General features: G+C 58.4%; 13 protein-coding genes. 8 read left to right on the top strand and 5 right to left on the bottom strand.

Annotated features, from left to right (window positions below; translation table 11 throughout):
- Positions 1 to 27 precede the first annotated feature (27 nt).
- The gene (locus E5J99_RS06200) at positions 28 to 1149 is read right to left on the bottom strand and encodes a glycosyltransferase family 4 protein (RefSeq protein ID WP_135496857.1); all 1122 of its coding nucleotides are present in this window, start codon (positions 1147 to 1149) and stop codon (positions 28 to 30) included.
- 101 nt (positions 1150 to 1250) lie between these two features.
- On the opposite strand from E5J99_RS06200, the gene E5J99_RS06195 reads away from it, so the two are divergent.
- The 7 genes from E5J99_RS06195 to E5J99_RS06165 all read left to right on the top strand — a co-directional run bounded on the left by E5J99_RS06195 (position 1251) and on the right by E5J99_RS06165 (position 10320).
- On the top strand, positions 1251 to 1610 hold the full coding sequence (locus tag E5J99_RS06195; protein WP_135496856.1) for a c-type cytochrome: 360 nt from the start codon (positions 1251 to 1253) through the stop codon (positions 1608 to 1610).
- Positions 1611 to 1681: 71 nt separating this feature from the next.
- The gene (gene hflX / locus E5J99_RS06190; protein WP_135496855.1) at positions 1682 to 3007 is read left to right on the top strand and encodes a GTPase HflX; all 1326 of its coding nucleotides are present in this window, start codon (positions 1682 to 1684) and stop codon (positions 3005 to 3007) included.
- Between the two features lie 375 nt (positions 3008 to 3382).
- Complete coding sequence (locus tag E5J99_RS06185) at positions 3383 to 4660, top strand: M43 family zinc metalloprotease (protein ID WP_135496854.1); 1278 nt, start codon at positions 3383 to 3385, stop codon at positions 4658 to 4660.
- Positions 4661 to 5099: 439 nt separating this feature from the next.
- Entirely contained in the window at positions 5100 to 6731 is a 1632-nt protein-coding gene (locus E5J99_RS22135; protein WP_317128817.1) for a GEVED domain-containing protein, read from the top strand.
- Between the two features lie 191 nt (positions 6732 to 6922).
- Positions 6923 to 7420: a SixA phosphatase family protein gene (locus E5J99_RS06175; protein ID WP_135496852.1), complete on the top strand. Its 498-nt coding sequence runs from the start codon at positions 6923 to 6925 to the stop codon at positions 7418 to 7420.
- Positions 7421 to 7493: 73 nt separating this feature from the next.
- The gene (ppk1, locus tag E5J99_RS06170) at positions 7494 to 9596 is read left to right on the top strand and encodes a polyphosphate kinase 1 (protein WP_135496851.1); all 2103 of its coding nucleotides are present in this window, start codon (positions 7494 to 7496) and stop codon (positions 9594 to 9596) included.
- A 319-nt stretch (positions 9597 to 9915) separates the two neighbouring features.
- Positions 9916 to 10320: a hypothetical protein gene (locus E5J99_RS06165; RefSeq protein WP_135496850.1), complete on the top strand. Its 405-nt coding sequence runs from the start codon at positions 9916 to 9918 to the stop codon at positions 10318 to 10320.
- Positions 10321 to 10534: 214 nt separating this feature from the next.
- On the opposite strand, the gene E5J99_RS06160 is transcribed toward E5J99_RS06165, so the two are convergent.
- Together E5J99_RS06160 and E5J99_RS06155 are read right to left on the bottom strand one after the other, a co-directional pair.
- Positions 10535 to 11647 (bottom strand): DUF6268 family outer membrane beta-barrel protein, encoded by a 1113-nt coding sequence (locus tag E5J99_RS06160; RefSeq protein WP_135496849.1) that lies wholly within the window; start codon positions 11645 to 11647, stop codon positions 10535 to 10537.
- Positions 11648 to 11831: 184 nt separating this feature from the next.
- Positions 11832 to 15722 carry a metallophosphoesterase gene (locus tag E5J99_RS06155; protein ID WP_135496848.1) on the bottom strand — a complete coding sequence of 1297 codons (3891 nt, stop codon included), beginning with the start codon at positions 15720 to 15722 and terminating at the stop codon, positions 11832 to 11834.
- A 258-nt stretch (positions 15723 to 15980) separates the two neighbouring features.
- Between E5J99_RS06155 and E5J99_RS06150 the strand changes: the two genes are divergently transcribed.
- Entirely contained in the window at positions 15981 to 17207 is a 1227-nt protein-coding gene (locus tag E5J99_RS06150) for a Pycsar system effector family protein (protein WP_135496847.1), read from the top strand.
- A gap of 236 nt (positions 17208 to 17443) precedes the next feature.
- On the opposite strand, the gene E5J99_RS06145 is transcribed toward E5J99_RS06150, so the two are convergent.
- Entirely contained in the window at positions 17444 to 18439 is a 996-nt protein-coding gene (locus tag E5J99_RS06145; RefSeq protein ID WP_135496846.1) for an IS701 family transposase, read from the bottom strand.
- Between the two features lie 37 nt (positions 18440 to 18476).
- On the bottom strand, positions 18477 to 18959 hold a 483-nt coding region (locus E5J99_RS21590), incomplete at its 5' end, for a hypothetical protein (RefSeq protein ID WP_210114410.1).

The following is an 18959-nucleotide window of genomic DNA, read 5'->3' as shown; positions in this document are numbered from 1 at the left end:
GAGCGGTAAGGTAGACAGAATCTGCTGTTAACGTGTCCCTGGGCCGATTGCCTGTACAATTTGCAGGTATTTATTCAGCACAATCTGCTCATCGAACTTTTGCTCGGCTAGCTGCCGACCCGCCCAGCCCATGGCTGCGAGCTGCGCGGGCGCGAGACCCTGTACCCGCAGCATTTTCTGGGCCAGGTCAGCCGCGTCGCGCACGTGGCACAGCAGCCCGTTTACGCCATCGACCACCGTTTCGCGGCAGCCCGGCACGTCCGTCGTCACGATAGGCTTGCCCATTGCCGCCGCCTCGAGCAGGGTTTTGGGCGTGCCCTCGCGGTAGGACGGCAGCACCACACAGTCGGCGCGCTGAATGTGCTCGGCCACGTTGTCGGAAGTGCCCAGGTATTCGATGTTGCCGGCGCGCAGCCACTCATCGAATACGGTGCGCTTCACCCCAATATTGCCCGACTCATCCAGGCCGCCCAGCAGCTGCACGCGGGTACCGGGCATGGCCTGCCGCACCAGGCGGGCCGCTTCGAAGTATTCCTCCACTCCTTTTTCATAGAGCACCCGCGCTATCATCAGGAAAGTGAAGGGCTCCTGCCGCACGAACTCGGCCGCCGGCCGGAACCGCACGGTATCGACGCCCGAGCCGGGCAGCAGATCGGTGATGTCGGGGCGCACCAGGCCGTGCTGCAAAAACAACTGTCGGTCGTCGCCGTTCTGAAAGAAGACCCGCTTGGGAAAGCGGAAAGCAAACCGGTAGAGGCTCAGTGCCACCCGGCTCACGAAATTCTGAACGATAAAGACCGTGCCCAGGCCCGACACGTTATTCACGCTCGGAATGCCGGCCAGCTTGGCCGCCAGCGTCCCGTAAATGTTGGGCTTGATGGTGTAGTGTAGCACCACATCGGGCCGCTCGCGCCGGTAGATGGTGTAGAAGCGGCGCGTCAACTGGGCATCTTTCACCGGATTGGTGCCTTTATTCTCCATCAGAATGGGCACGTAGCGGCAGCCCAGCTCGGTTTCGAGCCGCTCAGAGTAGGCGTCGGGCGGGGCAATGGCCAGCACCTCGTGCCCGGCCGCCTGCAGGGCCTTTACCAGGCTGCGACGGAAATTCCAGATATTCCAGGACGTATTAATGACAATGGCGACGCGCATAAGCAGACTCGATATTCGGGCCGCAAAGGTAGCAGGTCGGGTATCGGGATTCGTAAAAAATAACCAGTGAGCGGGCTGCTTACCTTGCGTACCTTCGCTTTATGATTCGCTTTGCCTGTTTTTCTTACGCAAGTGCGCTGGCCATTTGCGCCAGCGCCGCCCTCGTTTTGCTTGCCGGAGCCTGCAATTCGCCCGCTCCGGCCCAACCGGAAGAAGTAGCCGAAGCGGCCCCGCAGGAGCTACCCGGGAAGTTGCTTTTTACCCAAAACTGCGTTGTGTGCCACGGCCCCGATGGCAAGTTGGGCCTCAACGGAGCCCACGACCTGACCAAGAGCAACCTGAATGCCACCGGCCGCGTGTATATCGTAACCCAAGGCTTGGGCAAGATGCCTGCTTTCAAAGATCAGCTCAGTGCCGAGCAGATTGAACAGGTAGTGGCTTACTCGCTCACGCTGCGCTAACGGCAGAGTTGTCGGCGGCCCTTTTTCCTATTAGTTGTTATCAGGAGGCATTTCCTCTTCACCCGAACTCAATGGCAAAGAAATCTAATTCGCATAGCTGGAACCCCACCACCAGCACCCGGCATCATACCACCGACAAGGCCCCCAGCGGCAGCGGGCAGCCCACCCGCGACCCGCTAACGGGCACCTACACCACCGAGCAGGGCCACGAAACCGCCGTGCTGGTGGCCGTACCCGACAAACGGCAACCAGAAGCGCAAACCAAGGAATACCTCGACGAGCTGGCCTTTCTGGCCGAAACGGCCGGGGCGCAGGTAGTGCACCGCTTTGTGCAGCGCCTCGACAAACCCGACACCCGTACTTTCGTGGGGGAGGGCAAGCTGGCCGAAATCAAAGCCTACGTGAACCACGCGAAGGCCAGCATGGTTATTTTCGATGATGAGCTTTCCCCGTCGCAGCTGCGCAACCTCGAAGCCGAGCTGAAGGTCAAAATCGTGGACCGCTCCCTGCTCATCATCGATATCTTCGCCCGGCGGGCTAAGTCGGCCACGGCCCGCACCCAGGTAGAGCTGGCCCAGTATCAGTACCTGCTGCCCCGCCTGACCGGGCTATGGAGTCACTTGGATAAGCAGCGCGGCGGCGGCGTGAGCCAGCGTGGACCGGGCGAAACCGAGATTGAAACCGACCGGCGCGTAGTGCGCGACCGAATCGACTTTCTGAAAGAGAAGCTCAAAGACCTCGACAAGCAGAGCTTCACCCAGCGCAAGTCGCGCGGTGGCGTGGTGCGCGTGGCCTTGGTAGGCTACACCAACGTGGGCAAAAGCACGATTATGAACCTGCTGAGCCGCTCCGACGTGTTTGCCGAGAACAAGCTGTTTGCTACCGTTGACTCTACGGTGCGCAAAGTGGTGCTCGATACCACCCCGTTTCTGCTTTCCGATACCGTTGGCTTTATCCGCAAGCTGCCCACCCGCCTGATCGAGAGCTTCAAAAGCACGCTCGACGAAATTCGGGAGGCCGACTTGCTGGTCCACGTCGTCGATATTTCGCACCCGTCTTTTGAGGAGCAGATTGAGGTGGTAAATGCCACACTCAAGGACATTGAAGCCGCCGACAAGCCTATGCTGCTGGTATTCAACAAGATTGACCAGTACAACCTCGACACCGCCAACCAGCCGCAAGGCTTCGAAGGCATGAACCTCGACGAAGACGTGGTGCCGCGCCCTACGCTGGAGCAGATGCAGGCGACCTACATGGCCAAGATGCACGACCCGGTCATCTTCATCTCGGCGCAGGAACGCCAGAACATTGAGGAGTTGCGGGCGCTGTTGGTGCGCCACGTAGGAGCTATTCAGCAGCAGCGCTACCCCACCCAGGCCTACGACGAGGCCGAGTAAGCCAGCCTGTACCCCGCCTTTTTACCTGATCAACGCCCGGACAGTACGTTCGGGCGTTTTTTTGTGTGTAACCCTAGCAATCTGGCAGCAGTACAAGGCGGTTGCTTATGTTTAACCTTTGCAGGGTGAATATGAATATTCAAATAGCACAGCCCTGCAGCCAGATAAAATATTTTTGGTTATTTTTCAAGAGCATCCGTATTTATTCTGCCTAAAAATGTAGTTTATTTCAACATATGCGATGATATTGACAAATATATTTAATTATATATAATACAAAACCGCAGACATCATGCGTTGCGATACATAATAATTTCAATACATTGGAATCCTCATTCCGTTTCTCCACAATCTACTTCAAACCAACCGCTCCCCATGAAAAAAAACTTTTACGCAATTGCTCTGGCTTGCCTGGGTTTCGCTTCCTTCTCAGCACAGGCGCAGGATCAGCGCATGATAGCAACCGACCATTCGCCCCTCGCCGCTACGACCCGCGAGTGCGCTACCATGGAAGCCCTGGCAGCCCAGATGGCCGCCGACCCGAGTCTGGCAAAGCGCATGGCCGATGTAGAGCGGCACACGGCCCGGGTATTGGCTAATCCTACCGCCAACCGGGTAAACGCCATCGTGACAATTCCGGTGGTAGTACACGTGGTATACAACACGGCTGCCCAGAACGTGTCACAGGCGCAGATTGATGCCCAGATTCAAGTATTGAATGATGACTTTGCCAAAACGAACAGCGATGCCAGCCTGATTCCTTCGGCCTTCACCGGCGTTGCAGCCGGTACCAGCGTGCGGTTTGTGCTGGCCAAGCGCACTCCTACCGGCGCCGCTAGTACGGGCGTAATCCGGAAGTCGACCAAGATCCGCTCGTTCAGCAGCAACGATTTCGTGAAATACACCAGCAAAGGCGGCAGCGATGCCTGGCCCGCCAGCCAGTACCTCAACCTGTGGCTGTGCAACCTGGGCCAGGGCCTGCTAGGCTACGCGCAGTTTCCCGGCGGCGCGGCTGCTACCGACGGCGTGGTCTGCTTGTATTCGTCGGTACCCGGCGGTACGGCCAGCAACTACAACAAAGGCCGGACGGCGACGCACGAAGTAGGCCACTGGCTGAACCTGCGCCACATCTGGGGCGATGCCAGCTGCGGCAATGATTTGGTGTCGGACACGCCTACCCAGCAAACCAGCAATGGTGGCTGCCCGACCTTCCCCAAGGTAACCTGCGGCAACCAGGGTGACATGTCGATGAACTACATGGACTACACCTATGACGCCTGCATGTATATGTTCACCGGTGGTCAGTCGGCGCGCATGGATGCCTTGTTCACCTCGGGTGGTACGCGCGCTTCGCTGTCCTCTTCCCTCGGCGGCACTGCTCCCCGCATGGTTGCGGTTAATACTCTGGGCTCGGCTTCGGAAGTTTCCCTCTATCCTAACCCTGCTATTTCGGTGCTGAACTTGACTCTGCCCCAGACTACAGCTGTCAACGGCTGGATGGTAACGGTGTATGACCTGCGGGGTCGCGAGATGAAGCAGGCTAGCTACAATGGCCAAGGCCAGGTGCAGGTAGCCCAGCTGCCCAAAGGCTTGTATCAGATGACGCTCTCCGACGGGCAGCAGATACTGCGCCAGCGGTTCGAGAAGCAATAAGCACTATCTTAGCTCCGGCAGCCGCTGTTGCAGCAGCACCTCTGCCTCCGCACTAAGATCCGAAGCACACTCACCCGAAAAGCCCACCGATACCGGTGGGCTTTTTTTATGGCTACAAGTCGACTACAGCTGAGAATAGTTTAATTATGGTCCAAATCCGCTCTACCTCGCAGCATTACGACATACAGATGAAAAAGGCCCGCTACGGTGGTTAAATGAAAATGTTTTGCCTAAATTTTTAAAAATATCATACCAACTTGGCTTATTCCTGCTCAATTATTTAATACATTAGTCCCCTCGTTCCCTTTCCCACAACCAAATCAATCAATTTCGCATGAAGAAAACCTTTTACTCAGTAGCACTTGCCTGCCTAGGCTTGGGCTTGACGTCGGAAGCAGTTGCACAAAAGACCTTAGAAGCTAGCCGTCAGTGCGCTACCATGGAAGCGCTGCAAGCGCAGATGGAAGCCGACCCGTCTTTAGCTCAGCGGATGGCCGCCATTGAAAACCAAACCCGCCAATTCGAATCCAACCCGATTTCGCAGCGTGGCACTGCCCTCACCGGCACCATCCCGGTGGTGGTACACGTGCTCTATAGCAACTCCAATGAGAACGTATCGGATGCTCAGATTCAGTCCCAGATTGCGGTGCTGAATGAGGACTTCCGCAAGCTCAACTCGGATGTAAACAAGACACCGGCGGCTTTTGCCGGCCTCGCGGCCGATGCTGGCTTACAGTTTGTGCTGGCTAAGCGCGACCCGAGTGGCAATGCCACCACGGGCATCGAGCGCAAGTCGAGCACCAAAACTACCTGGGGCACTGCTGATGCCATGAAAAGCACCAGCACCGGCGGCCTGAATGCATGGCCCGCCGGCCAATACCTGAACCTGTGGGTGTGCAACATCGGCGGCGGCATTCTGGGCTATGCGCAGTTTCCCGGCGGCGCTGCCAGCACCGATGGCGTCGTTATCGGCCCCAACTACTTTGGCCGCACCGGCTATCTGTCGGCTCCCTTCAACCTGGGCCGGACGGCGACGCACGAAGTAGGCCACTGGCTGAACCTGCGCCACATCTGGGGCGATGCCAACTGCGGCAACGACTTGGTAACGGACACGCCTACTCAGCAAACAAGCAACGGTGGCTGCCCAAGCTTCCCTAAGCGCACCTGCGGCAACACGACCAACGGCGACATGTTCATGAACTACATGGACTACACCGACGATGCGTGCATGTACATGTTCTCAACCGGCCAAAGCACCCGCATGAACGCCCTGTTCACTTCGGGCGGCAGCCGCGCTTCGCTCCTGACCTCGCTTGGTGGCACAGCTCCCGGCACCGGCGGCGGCGGCACCACTCCTCCTCCAGTAGCCTATTGCGCAGCCAAAGGCAACAGCGTAGCCTACGAATTCATCGACTACGTGAAGCTGGGTAGCATTAACCGCACCTCGGGTGCTGATGCCGGCTACTACAACGGCACCGCTACCAGCACTTCGGTAGCTGCTGGCTCGGCGCAGTCGGTTAGCTACAGCGCTGGTTTTGCCGGCACTGCTTACAGCGAATATTTCAAAGTATACATCGACTGGAACCAGAACGGTGTATTCACTGATGCCGGCGAGTTGGTGGTAAACGCAGCCGCTTCGAGCAGCTCCGCAATCCGTGTCAGTAACTTCACGGTGCCAGCAACCGCCAAATCGGGCAACACCCGCATGCGGGTGCTGATGAGCGATGCTTCGGCCTCTAGCTCGTGCAGCACCTTCAGCTACGGCGAAGTAGAAGACTATACCATCAGCGTAACGGGTGGTACCCGCGAGGCGGTTTCAGCACGCATTGGTTCGGTTACCGAGTACTCGGTCTATCCTAACCCGGCTACCGACGTGCTGAACGTAGCCATTCCTTCGGATCGTGACGTGGCTACTGTATCGGTGAAAGTGTACGACGTACGCGGTGCCGAAATGAAGCAGGCTTCATTTGAAAACGGTCAGTTGAACCTGAGCCAGTTGGCAAAAGGCGTATACATGCTCACCATCTCGGATGGCCAGCAGGTGAAGCACCAGCGCTTTGTGAAGCAATAGTAGAAAAGCACAGCTACAGCCGGGTACTTACCTATGTTGTGGCTGCCGCTTACCTGTTCAGCAAGGCCCGCCGACTCCGGCGGGCCTTGCTTGTTGTAGGCCCACGCCCAGCCGTAATTTATTCTTCATAACCATTTGCCAAGGCCAACAGTAAAGAGGCCTGCCTACCCCCACCCTTTGAAGCGCGCCCTATGAAAACCCTGTACCTGATGCGCCACGCCAAATCGAGCTGGAACTTTGATAATTTGACTGACCAGGAACGCCCCCTCAACGACCGGGGCCGCACCGATGCGCCGCGCATGGGCCAGGCGCTGGCCAAGCGCGATATCCAGCTGGACCTCGTGGTCAGCTCGCCTGCCGTGCGGGCCATCAGCACGGCGGCCATCGTGGCCCGCGAGCTGAACTATGCCCACGACAAGATTCAGGTGATAGAGCGCATCTACCGCGCCGAGGTAGCCGATTTGCTGGAAGTGGTACGTGCGCTACCCGATTCGGCCGAAGCGGTGCTGCTGCTGGGCCACAACCCCACTATTACCGACTTCGCCAACGCCCTCTCGCCCAGCCCCCTGAACGAGCTGCCCACGTCGGCCATCGTATGTCTGAAGTTTGACAGTGCGCGCTGGGCCGAAACCGACCGCACCAACGCGGAATTTTACTTCCTCGACTACCCGCGCAACCAGCCCGAGTAATTCTGGACTGAAAAGTGAAGGGTGAGCCGAGAGCCTGTGCGCTCCTCACCTCTGCATTCAATTTTGTCTTTGTATGGACGTATCTAAGAAAAATGCGCCGGTTTTGCTGAACCGCGAGCTAAGCTGGCTGACCTTTAACCGCCGCGTATTGCAAGAAGCCCAGAACCCGGCCGTACCGCTGCTCGAACGGCTGAAGTTTCTGGCAATTTTCTCCTCCAACCTCGACGAGTATTTCAAGGTGCGGGTGGCCACGCTACGGCGCCTAGTGAAACTGAAGAAGAAAACCCGCGCCAAGCTGGGCGAAGACCCGGCCGAGCAGCTTAAAAATCTGCTGGCGGAAGTAGGCCGGCAACAGCAGGAATTCGGCGACACGTTTCGCAACGAGATTTTGCCGGAGATGCGGCGGCAGCACATTCATCTGGTATCGGAGCAGGACCTGAGCCCCACGCAACGAGAGTGGGTGCAGCAGCATTTCCGGGAGAAGGTGCAGGACTTGCTCTCGCCCGTCATTCTCGACGACAATTTGCACCACCTGTTTCTGAAGGACCAAACCGTGTACCTGACCTTCCTGCTGACCCAGCCGGTGAAGGAAAAAAAGCGGGCCGAAGAGGAGCGGGTGCTGGTAATTGAGCTGCCAACGAAGCGCCATGGCGGCCGTTTCGTGGAGCTGCCCGCCGAGGGCGAGGAGCGCTACGTGATGTTCTTGGACGATGTGATACGCTGCTGCGCCGCCGAGCTGTTTCCCAAATACCAGCACGTAGAAGTACACGCCATCAAGATTTCGCGCGACGCGGAGCTGGACATTCAGGAGGAAGTGTCGGGCAACGTGATGGCCAAAATCAAGAGCAGCCTGCAAAAGCGCGAAACCGGCTACCCGGCCCGCCTGCTCTACGACCCCGGCATGCCCAAAGCGGTACTGAGGGCCGTGATGCAAAAAACCGGCATCGGCAAGGAAGAACTGGTGGAAGGCAGCCGCTATCACAATTTCCGCGACTTTTTCGGCTTCCCCGACCTGGGCCTAGCCGACCTCAAGTACCAGGAGCAGCCGCCCCTGGCCCACCCCACGTTGCCGCGCGCGGCGGGCCAGATGCTGGCCGCCATTGCCGAGCGCGACCATCTGCTGCACCCGCCCTACCAGTCGTTCGACTACGTGACGCGCCTCATCACGGAAGCCGGAGCCGACGCGCAGGTGACCAGTATCAGCATTACCCTGTATCGGGTGGCCGCCAAGAGCGAGGTGGCCAAGGCACTGCTGAAAGCGGTGAAGCACGGCAAACAGGTGACAGTGGTGGTGGAGCTTAAAGCACGCTTCGATGAAGAGTCGAATATGTACTGGGCCGAGAAGCTGCAAAAGGCCGGAGCCAACGTCATCTTCGGCATTCCGGAGCTGAAAGTGCACAGCAAGCTGCTGCTGATAACGCGCACCGAGGACGAGCAGAACAAGCTCTACGCCTATTTCAGCACGGGCAACTTCAACGAGGTTACCAGTGGTATCTACGCCGACCACGGCCTGTTTACGGCCGATTCGCGCCTGACCCACGAGGCCGCTGAGGTATTCCGCTATTTCCACGACCGGCAGCCCAAAACCGGCTTTCAGCACCTGCTGGTGGCTCCTTTCGAGTTGCGCGACCAGTTGAACGCGCTGATCGACAAGGAAATTAAGCTGGCCAAGGCCGGCAAGGACGCCTACATCATTCTCAAGCTGAACGCGCTGCAGGATGAGCGTATGATCCGCAAACTCTACGAGGCCAGTGAGGCCGGGGTGCGGGTTGAGCTGCTGATTCGGGGCATTTCGTGCCTGGTGCCTCAAGTGGCCGGCCAGAGCTCCAACATTCAGCAGCGGGGTATGGTGGACCGCTACCTGGAGCATGCCCGGGTATATGTGTTCGGCAACAACGGCGCAGAGAAAGTGTACGTGGCTTCCTCCGACTGGATGGCCCGCAACCTGGACCGCCGCGTGGAAGTGGCCTTTCCCATTTACAACGACGAGCTACGGGCCGAGATACGCCATCTGCTCGACTTGCAGCGCCAGGACAACGTAAAATCGCGCGACTTCGACAACAACTTCATCGGGCAGGATGATCCGAACGCGCCGCAAATCCGGGCGCAGTCGGAAACCTATGAGTACCTCCGCAAGCTGACGAACCGCCGCAAGAAAGCATCGGTGCCGAAGTAGACCCTGCCCCTGCCCACGGGCCACACGAAACTGCCGTAGCAAACCCTCAGCCGTCAGCGGCCGGTGTTTTGCTACGGCAGTTTCGTGCACAATACATTGGGTAGCGGTGCCAAAACTTCGTCTTCACCGGGTACTGATATCGAAGCTGTTTAGGAAGTCTGTCGAACGTCATGCTGAGCGCAGCCGAAGCATGACGTTCGACAGACTTCCTAAACAGCTTCATCACCTACAACGCGTGAAATGGTGCCGCCTTGCAAGAGCAGCCTAGTGACAACAGCGGAGAAACAATCTGTTGCCGTTACTGGTATCTTTCGCGCCTATGACTCCCGCCCTCGACCTACTCTACCGCCCCGACCTGGACCTGCTTATGGTGCGTTGGCTCGCCGATGTATCTTTTACAGAACTACAGGCGCAGTATGAGGCAATACTGATCGAAGGCCAGAGCCACCACACGCTCCGGTGGCTGTTGGACGTGCGCCGCCGCGCGGTGCCGACCCAGGAAGCTGCCCAATGGGTAACGCATAACTGGCTGCCCCGGGCCGCTGCCGCAATCAGCTCGGGCTGGCTACAGCTAGCCTATTTCATTTCGCCGACGCGCGACGAAGTAATGCACTCCGATGTATTGGTGCAGCCTATCGTGCAGGCGGCCTTGGCTCCCACCCAACCCTACGATCTGCGCATGTTTAAAGATGAAGGAGATGCTGTACGCTGGCTTACTACTTAGGCCGGCCCAAAATTGACTTGGCAAGGTTGAAGTTTGGTCGGTTGGCTCTCCAGATCGAGTCCACATAAAACAATTTTGCTCTACAAAGGCCCGCTTGGCAAGGAGTATCCTTACCGAGCGGGCCTTTGTAGAGCAACTACTTGCCGCAGGAGCACATTCAGGAATTGACCTTCTATGAAGCAGAGCTTTATTCCGTTCTGCAGCCAATTACCAATTACCGCTTCAGCAACTTGCGTGGGGGCACAATGAAGAGCTCAAGGCTGGCGTAGGGCGCGCCGGCCAGCTTGCTGTCAATGATTTTGATGCGGTTGTTGTTGGTGCGGTCGAAAGCGTCGAAGGCGTAGTTGTAGCGGTAGCCAGCTTCAGCCCCAAACCAAAGGAAGTCGTAAATCTCCCGCTCCCAGCGGCCGCGCAGCTTCACCTCGGTTTCGCGCAGCTCCAGGGAGTTCAGGTTTGCACCCTCATAGCGCAAGGGTTTGCGCAGCTTCACGATATAGTTGAGGCCATCGACGGAATAGCCGGCGTAGAACAGCGAGCGGGGCGAGGCGTTGTAGCGGGCCGTGACGCGGGCCGGAAACAGCGCCTCCACTCCCCAGCGCTGGTTGAAGGTACGGTTGTAGAGCAAGGCCGGATAGGGGCTAAAGCGCCCAAACGTGTAGCCCAGCTGCACCCCCAGGCCCCAAGAAAACGTGGGGCTGCGCTTCCAGCCATACAGAAACTCAGATGACACGCGCAGGTAGTCGCGCACGCTCAGCTCCTGGGACGTGTAGTCGCCGCTCAACTCGCCCTTCACCCGAAAAATGTACCAGTTCACGGCATTCACGGGCCGGATAACGGCTAGCTGGGCACCCAGAGTTTTCAGGCCTTTGTCCTCAATGTTGTCGTAGAGCTCGTAGCCGGCAGGCCGTTCCCGGAATTTAAACTCCTCCCGCTCGTAGTTCACCCCCAGAATCAGCTTGAGGTGAGGATGGTTGAGCATCGGAATGTAGCCCTTCACCATGAAGCGGGCGTTTTTGGTAGCCTGGGAGCTGTAGTCCGTCAAGCCCACAGCCTGCCCGGAAGACGACACGTTGAACTGAGGCACCCGCTCGTAGCGAAATACAAGGCCCTTGCTGGGACCCATGCCCACCACCGAGGGCGTGGCAAACTGCTGGTTATCGACTGCTCCCGAGGCGGTGGTGTCGCCGGCCTGAGCAGCCGGGGCCGGGAATACGGGCGAAGAAGGCTTGACTTGGGCGGTGGCCGTGAGAGCCAGCGTACTTAGGCTGGCAACAAGCAGTGAGCGATGCCCCCAAGACGAAACCGGCAAAACGAAACGAATCTTCATGAAAATTACCAAAAGCGGGAAGCGTTTCCGACTACAGGAACACCCGGTTCTAAACGGGGTTGGCCGGAAAAAGGATGAACGAAAGATTGGCTTGTCAATCTGAGGTCAGTGCCACCGGAAAGGCCCCGTGCCAGCAGGCCCTCGGGCAAGCGGCGCGGGGCCTTTCCGGTGGCAGCGGGCGGGGCTAAAACAGGAAGTCGAAGCCGACGAAGACCAGCTTTTCCTCGCCCACCGAGTAGGTGGCATTGATAACGGCCTGCTTCAGCACATCGACCCAAACACCCCCGCCAAAGCCGGTGTGAAAGGCATCGATACCCGTGCGCGTATCATAAGACGAGTACACGCGGCCAGCATCGGCCAGCCCCAGGATGCCAAACTTGCCGGGTACGAGGTAGGCATTGAAGGAGAAGAGCTGCAGGCGCGCCTCGGCGTTGGCATACACCGTGCTGCGGCCCGCGTAGCGGGTGCGGCGGTAGCCGCGCAGGTTGGTGGTGCCGCCCAGGGCATTGGCCTGGTAGAAGCGGTAGTCGCCCCAGTTGCGGGCAGCGCCAACGCGGCCGGCCCAGGTGAGCTGGAAGGGGAAATTGGGGCTCAGGTAGAAGCGAAACTCCGACGTGATACGACCATAGCGCAGCTGCTCGGCGTTCAGCTGGTAGTTCTGCTGCACCTCATTATACCAGCGCAAGCCAATGCGCGGATTTTTGGGCGAGCTGGCCGCGTCGATGTTCAGATAAGCCCGGCCCCCGAGGTAGCGGTTGAGCTGAAAGTCGGAGCCCCGAACGCCGAGCCCTGCGCCGCTCACGCCATTTTTGTTGTCATCAAGGCCCTTGGCGATTTCACTGCCGATGGCGCTGCCTTCGACCCGGAACTGGTCGTACTGCGGGCCGACCCCGATTTTGAGGAAGCTGAATACATCCTGCTCCAGCACCGGCGACACGTAGAGGCGCGAGAATCGCACCCGGTATGTATCGTTGATGTCGCGGTTGCGCACCTGCTCGTCGGAGCCAATCAGCTCGTTGCGTGAGTTGTTGCCCTCACCAAAGTAATTGTAGAGCAGCTGCGGGCCATAAAGCTGCGCCGTCATCCGCAGGTCATACTTGCCGATGACGTCCACGAAATGCCCCAGGTAGCGCACATTATACGCGCGCTGCGAAGGCGAATAGTTGGCCGCCAGCGTCTGCTCGGTCGAGTACGGCGACTTGCGGAAGCCGTAGGTGCGGTAGGTAGCGCCGCCGCCCACAAAGACCCGGTCATCAATGTTATAGCCGAAATATAGGGCCGGGCCGAAATAGGTCAGGTTGTAGTCCTTGCGGTCGGTGCGGGGGTGCGTATCGTACTGGCTCACGTCGATGCCGGGTGCCAGGCGTAGGCGCACTTCCTTGCCAGCCTTGATGACGTTGCCGGTGTCGGCGTCATAGATCTGGGTTTTGTGGCCCAGCCCACCCACACTAGAGTTGTCGGTGATGGAGTCCCGATCGGTGCCGCCGATGATGCGCAGCAGCGAGCCGCCGCCAGCCGTACCCGACACGTTGTAGACGTCGTTGCCGGAGAAGCCGTAGAGGCGAATTTCCTTGGTGTCCTTGTCGAAGGTCTTGTCGAAAAGCGTTTTCGACCGCTTCCCTTCCTTGGTGATCTTGGTCACCTTGACGCGGGTTTTGTTGCCGGCCAGGCGCTCTACTTCAAACTGCTCGCGCTTCGAGCTGCCCTTTACTTCCACGATGTTGTTGAGCGTGGCATAGTAGTCGGCGGCCAGCTGGGGCAGCAGGTCGCGGCGGCTTTTCAGCTTGGCAATGATTTCGGGACCGTTCAGGTCAAAGATTTCCTTGGGCCACTGGGTGCGGAAGGCCTTTTCAATCTCCGCATCGGTCAGGTCGGCTTTCATTTTCTCGGCCGTCTTTATCCAGTCCTCCTTGGTTACAGAAGCCAGGAACACCCGGTCGTTGGCCAGCGCCGTCAGGTTGAGGCCTTTGTAGTCGGCGTAGTCGTAGCCGAAGTTCTGGAAGTTGCGGATGGCCCACTTGCGGCTGGCTAGGTAGGGCAGCAGCCCATCACCTTTAAAGAAGGCAATGTCGCGGTCTTCGGGCACGGCCACAAATTTCCGGTCACCGTCCTTGTCCTTGGTTTCGGCCCAGCGCCACTGGTCCTCGTGCCGGTCCCAGTCGCCGATCCACATATCGAAGAGGCGGGAGCGGGCAAAGGCTTTTTCGTTGACCCGGTTGTCGTTGTCTTCCTCCAAGCGCTCCAGCACTTTGTCGGTGCCCACCAGGTTTTTAGCATTGCCCAACGACGCCACGTTGCTCTGGTCGTCCTTGGCGTCCTCCTCAATCATAGCCGGCGTGTTCGAAAACCGCTCGTAGTACTGGCCCAGCAAGGGGTCTTGGGGAATATAGACCGGCCGGGGGTTGGTGTGCAGAATACCGGCCGTGGTACCCAGCGAAGCCACCGGAAAGGCCCCGAACGGGTGCTGGGCCGAAATCTGGTCCTGCAGAATATCCTTGGCCGCGCCCTCGCGCAGGGCTTCCGGCAACACGGCTGCGGGGTCCTTGTTCAGCCCCCGCAGCGTGTAGTTGCGGCCTTCCTCGTTGCGGACTTTCAGCGAAGCCGTTTGCTTGCCGCCCCCGATTTGGTAGGGTTCCAGGCCGCCGCGCTCGGTCGCCAAATCCAGCACCGGCATCTGCACGGCCGTGGCCCACTCCTTGCGGTAATGCTCGCCAAACAGGAAGCGGTGGAACCGGCCCCGCTTGTCGTAGTCCGGGTTTACGGCCAGCGTAATGGTGCTGTCCTGGAAGTTGGGGCGCTTGATGTTTTTCTCCTGCTTAATTTCGGCTACTTCCTTGGTTTCCTTGGCATAGAGCGGCGTGCGGAACACCAGACGGCCGGTTTCGCCCTTGTCGTTCGGAATCCAGTATTCGGTCCAGACCTCGCCGTTGTCATAGTAATTGACGCGGGCAAACCCCTTCTCCTTGTCCGAGAAAACGGCTTCACCGCTGCTGCCGGGGCGCACGTGCTGCGTTTTGCAGCCCGAGCCGCTCACGATTTCATGCGTGGCCCCAATCTTAAAATACTGCAGATTGTGCTCGTGGCCGGCCGCGTAGATGATGTTGGGATACTTATCAAAAATCTCCATCAGGCCCTTTTTGTAGGCCTGGTACAGCGGGTGCGGAATATCCTGGCTTACGCCGCCGTATTTGCGGGCAAAGGGATACACCGAGCCAATGATGGGTAAGGGCAGAAACGCGTATTTATAGACAATCGAGAGCGGGAAGAAATGGTCGGCCAGGGTGAAATAGCCACCGTGAATACCATCCGAAAACAGCGGATGATGCGCAATGACCATGATGTTACGGTTCTGGTTACGCTGAATGATATCTTCGATTTGGGTGAAGAAATCGGTTTCGTTGGCTACGCCGCAGCCGCTGTTCGAGCCATAGGGCCGCTCGCCGCTGGTTTGCAGAAACCACTGCGAGTTGATGGCAATCATCAGAATATCATCCTGCAAGCGCACCTCGAAGGGGCCGGGGCAGGCATTGCGCGGAATGAAAAAGTCGCCGGGGTTGGCGAAAGCCGCCGAATCGCTGGTCAGGTAGTCCTCCACGAAGGTCTGCTCGCGGTTCACCTGCTCCACGCTGCCCGTCAGGCCCTGTTTCCAGTCGTGGTTGCCCGGAATCATGTATTTCTCGCCGGCGTAGCCGCGCAGCACTTCGAGCTGGGCCACCATGCGCTCCTCGGAGGCTTTGCGGTCGTAGGCACCCTGGCGGGGCATGCCATACTCGTAGATATTATCGCCGAGGTATACAGTGGTACTCTTGGAGCCCGCCTTCAGAATCTCGCGCCGCATGAAGTTCAGCGACGGCTCGCCCCCGTCGGCGGTCGGAACAGGCTTGCCGACGTCGCCGATCAGGAAGATGGAATAGCGGATGCGGTTGCTGTCGGGCGGAGTTTTGCTCTCCCAGTTTTCCGCGCCCTTGTTGTAGTTGGGGCGGGTGGTATGGGCAGTTTGAGATTTTTGGGCAAAGGCAGCATCTCGGCCACTTAGCACTAGCAGCAAGCAGCAAAGCAGAAAAGGTATTCTCATGTTAGAAGCAATGAACGTAAAAGCAGCGGGGGAGATATGGAAACAGAGAAGCGGGCGGGGTAGTTAACGCAAAAAAAGCTATACTCTGGTGCATACGGTCCCGCACATCGGGTGATGGTGGGCCGTGCGCAGCCCTACGCAATCTACCCGGTCACGGTTGGGCTTGACCCCGGCAAAAACTTCGCTTCGCGATTCGCGTTCTAAGCCGGTTAGGGGTTGGGTACCTACTGCCGCCTGCTCCATTCTACTTCCCTCCGCATGGAAACCACTGAGACTCTTAAACCGGCCAAAGCCGAAATTCTGAAGAAGGCCAAAGCGCATATTACGACCCTCTTCGAGGAAAAGCTGCCCAAAACCCTCGTTTATCACTCCTTTAAGCATACTGCCGCCACCGCCAAAGAAGCCAAAGCGCTGGGCGAGGCCAGCAGCCTGAGCACCGAAGATCTGGAGGCGCTGGTGCTGGCGGCCTGGTTTCACGACGCGGGCTACACCGAAGTCTACGACGGGCACGAGTACCGCAGCATGGCCCTGGCCGAGCAGTGGCTGCAGGCCCAGGGCTACCCCGCCGACCGGATCGAGGTCATTACGGAAACCATCAAGGCTACGCACCGCGACGAAACAGCGAAAACGGACCTGCAGCAGCTGCTGGTGGATGCCGACATGAGCACCATGGGCCGGGAGGAGTTTTTTGCCAACGGCGAGCTGCTGCGGGCCGAGTGGGAAACGGTGCTGGGCAAGTCGTACGGCAGTGTGGAGTGGGCCGAGAGCCAGCTCAACTTCCTGATGTCGTCCAAGTACCTGACCGATGCCGCCAAAGACCGCTACAAGGAGCAGTTCAAGGAGAACATCAAGGACCAGCGCAAGCTGCTGAAGAAAACCGAGAAGAAGCAGAAAAAGCGCGACCAGGAAGAGAAGGGCAACTTCGCCGAAGGCAAGCGGGGCGTCGAAACCATGTTTCGCACCACCTACAGCAACCACATCAAGCTCTCGGACATGGCCGATAAGAAGGCCAGCATGATGATCAGCCTGAACGCGGTGATTATGTCGGTTATCATTACTTATCTGGGGGCCAAGTCTACCTCCGTGGGGCCGGCTTTCACCCGCAACCCCATTCTGACGGTGCCCATGGGCCTACTGCTGGCCACGGCGCTATGCTCGGTGGTGTCGGCCATTCTTTCAGCTCAGCCCGACGTGACGAGCTTTAAGTGGCTCAAGAAAAGCCCGCAGGTAGCCACCAACCGCCGCGTGAACCTGCTGTTTTTCGGCAACTTCACCAAGCTCAGCCTCGACGACTTCCAGAGTGGCATGACGGGCCTGATGCGCAACAAAGACAACCTCTATACCAACATGGTAACCGATATCTATTACCTGGGCGAGGTGCTTTCGCGCAAGTATCGGCTGCTGCGCGTGAGCTACACCATTTTCATGGTGGGCCTCATCCTGACCGCGCTGTCGTTTGGCATCGTGCTGCTGTATAAGTCTTAGCCGGGAAGCGCCAAGTGGCCAAAAAGCCCCGCCCCGCAAGTAGCTTGTCCTTACCCAACTCTTTCATAGAAGCGCTGGCCGGTTGGCCAGTGCTTTTTTGTGCGTTGTGCCAGGCATAAACCGGAGAACATCAAAAAGTGCGGGGCATTAATAATCATAATCATCAGGCGCTAGGCTTAACTCGATGCCCTACACTTTTTGATGCTTTCCTAATGCACCTTCTTTTATAGTAGGAGTTACGCAGTTGCTGGATGCAAAAGGTAAGTGGGGTTACCCAAATAGGTTAGAATAGCCTCGCGCAGGAGTTGCTTTTTGGCCTCGTACCAGCTGCGGCCGGTTTGCAGGCGCTGGGCTTCGAGGCGCAAAAAGGCCCGCAGGGCGCAGCCGATGTGGTTGCGCTGGGCTTTGGCGGCGCGCACCTGGGCTTTTTCCACCCCGCAGCACTGCTTCAGGCCGCGGTGGTACTGCTCGATGCCCCAGGCCAGGGCCGCCAGTGGGGCGCGCTGGGCTTCGGTCAGATCCGGGTCGCTGCTGGCCCAGTATTCGGCCCCCTCCGTGCCGCCGTCTGGGGCGGCGAACCGGAAGACGCGCACAAAGCCGTAGCCCTGGAGCCAGACGCGCTGCCCGCCCTCGGCCAGGGCACACAGCGGGCGCAGGCCCTGCCCGTCGGGGTTCACCCGCCGGTTGCGCTTCAGGCGCGTGAGCCAGGGCCAGCCGCAGGCGCGCACCTGCTTGAGGTTGGCCAGGCTGGCGTACCAGCTGTCGAACAAGACGCACTCCGGGGCGAAGCCCCGCTGCTGGGCGGCGCGCAGCAGGTGCTGGAAATGGTCGTTTTTGCTCAGTTCGTCGGTGGCCTTGTCGTAGAGGCGATACTCCACCGGCACCAAGGCTTGCTCATCGCTCCACAAGAGCGTGAGCAGGTTGATGCCCTGCACCAGGGCGTGGTGCTTGCCCGACCAGTGGCGCGTGACCAGGCCCATGTGCCGGGCGTAGGGCTTGTCCAGCGTCGTGTCGTCGAGCACCAACACCCCGCTTGTGGGCGCAACCAGGCCCTGCGCTCCCTGCCAGAGTGTGGCCGCGTCCGGCTCCAGCCGGTGCAGCAGGCGCGTGTAGGCGTCGTGGGCCACCAGCGGCCCGGCGTGGACGCGGGCGGCTTCCGTGCCGCTCACCGCCACCGGGCTCGCTACCAAAAACTGGATGTATTCCTCGGCGTTGATCTTTGGCGAATTCATGCCCTAAATTAAAAACCAGCCACCAACTGCGTAACTCCTAATGAGTTTTATATTCTGGCAATTTTTGCACGGCGCGTAAGGTCGTAATCGTGGAATTTATCAACACTTTCTTAATTACTACTTGATTCCAACTTTGTATTTTTTCCTTAAATACTGTGAAAAACTTTGGATTATCAGATACGATTTGTAGGACAATCTTATCCTGCATGTTGATAAATTCACGCATTTTTCCCATACTCTTAATCATTTCCGTAATGGAGGGAGAACTAGTGGTTAACAGTGGCACTTGGTCAGCCACCGTTCCTTGGCCAAAGTAGATGCCCCTATAGAGTGATTCGCCTGAGTATTTAGGGCGTGCTATATCCTTAATAGCCTTCTCACAACCCATTATACATATAGCAGATTCGTGAACGGTGTATCTTACGGCGAGGTTTGGTCGTAAGTCCCAGGATGCAAGCTTATTCACTGGATTTACGCACGCGCGTGGCTGCGGCGTGTCAGCACCCCGGGGCGCGGCAGG

The sequence above is a fragment of the Hymenobacter elongatus genome, from assembly GCF_004745955.1.
Classification (GTDB): Bacteria; Bacteroidota; Bacteroidia; order Cytophagales; family Hymenobacteraceae; genus Hymenobacter; species Hymenobacter elongatus.
This window is presented reverse-complemented; position numbering and strand designations above follow the sequence as displayed.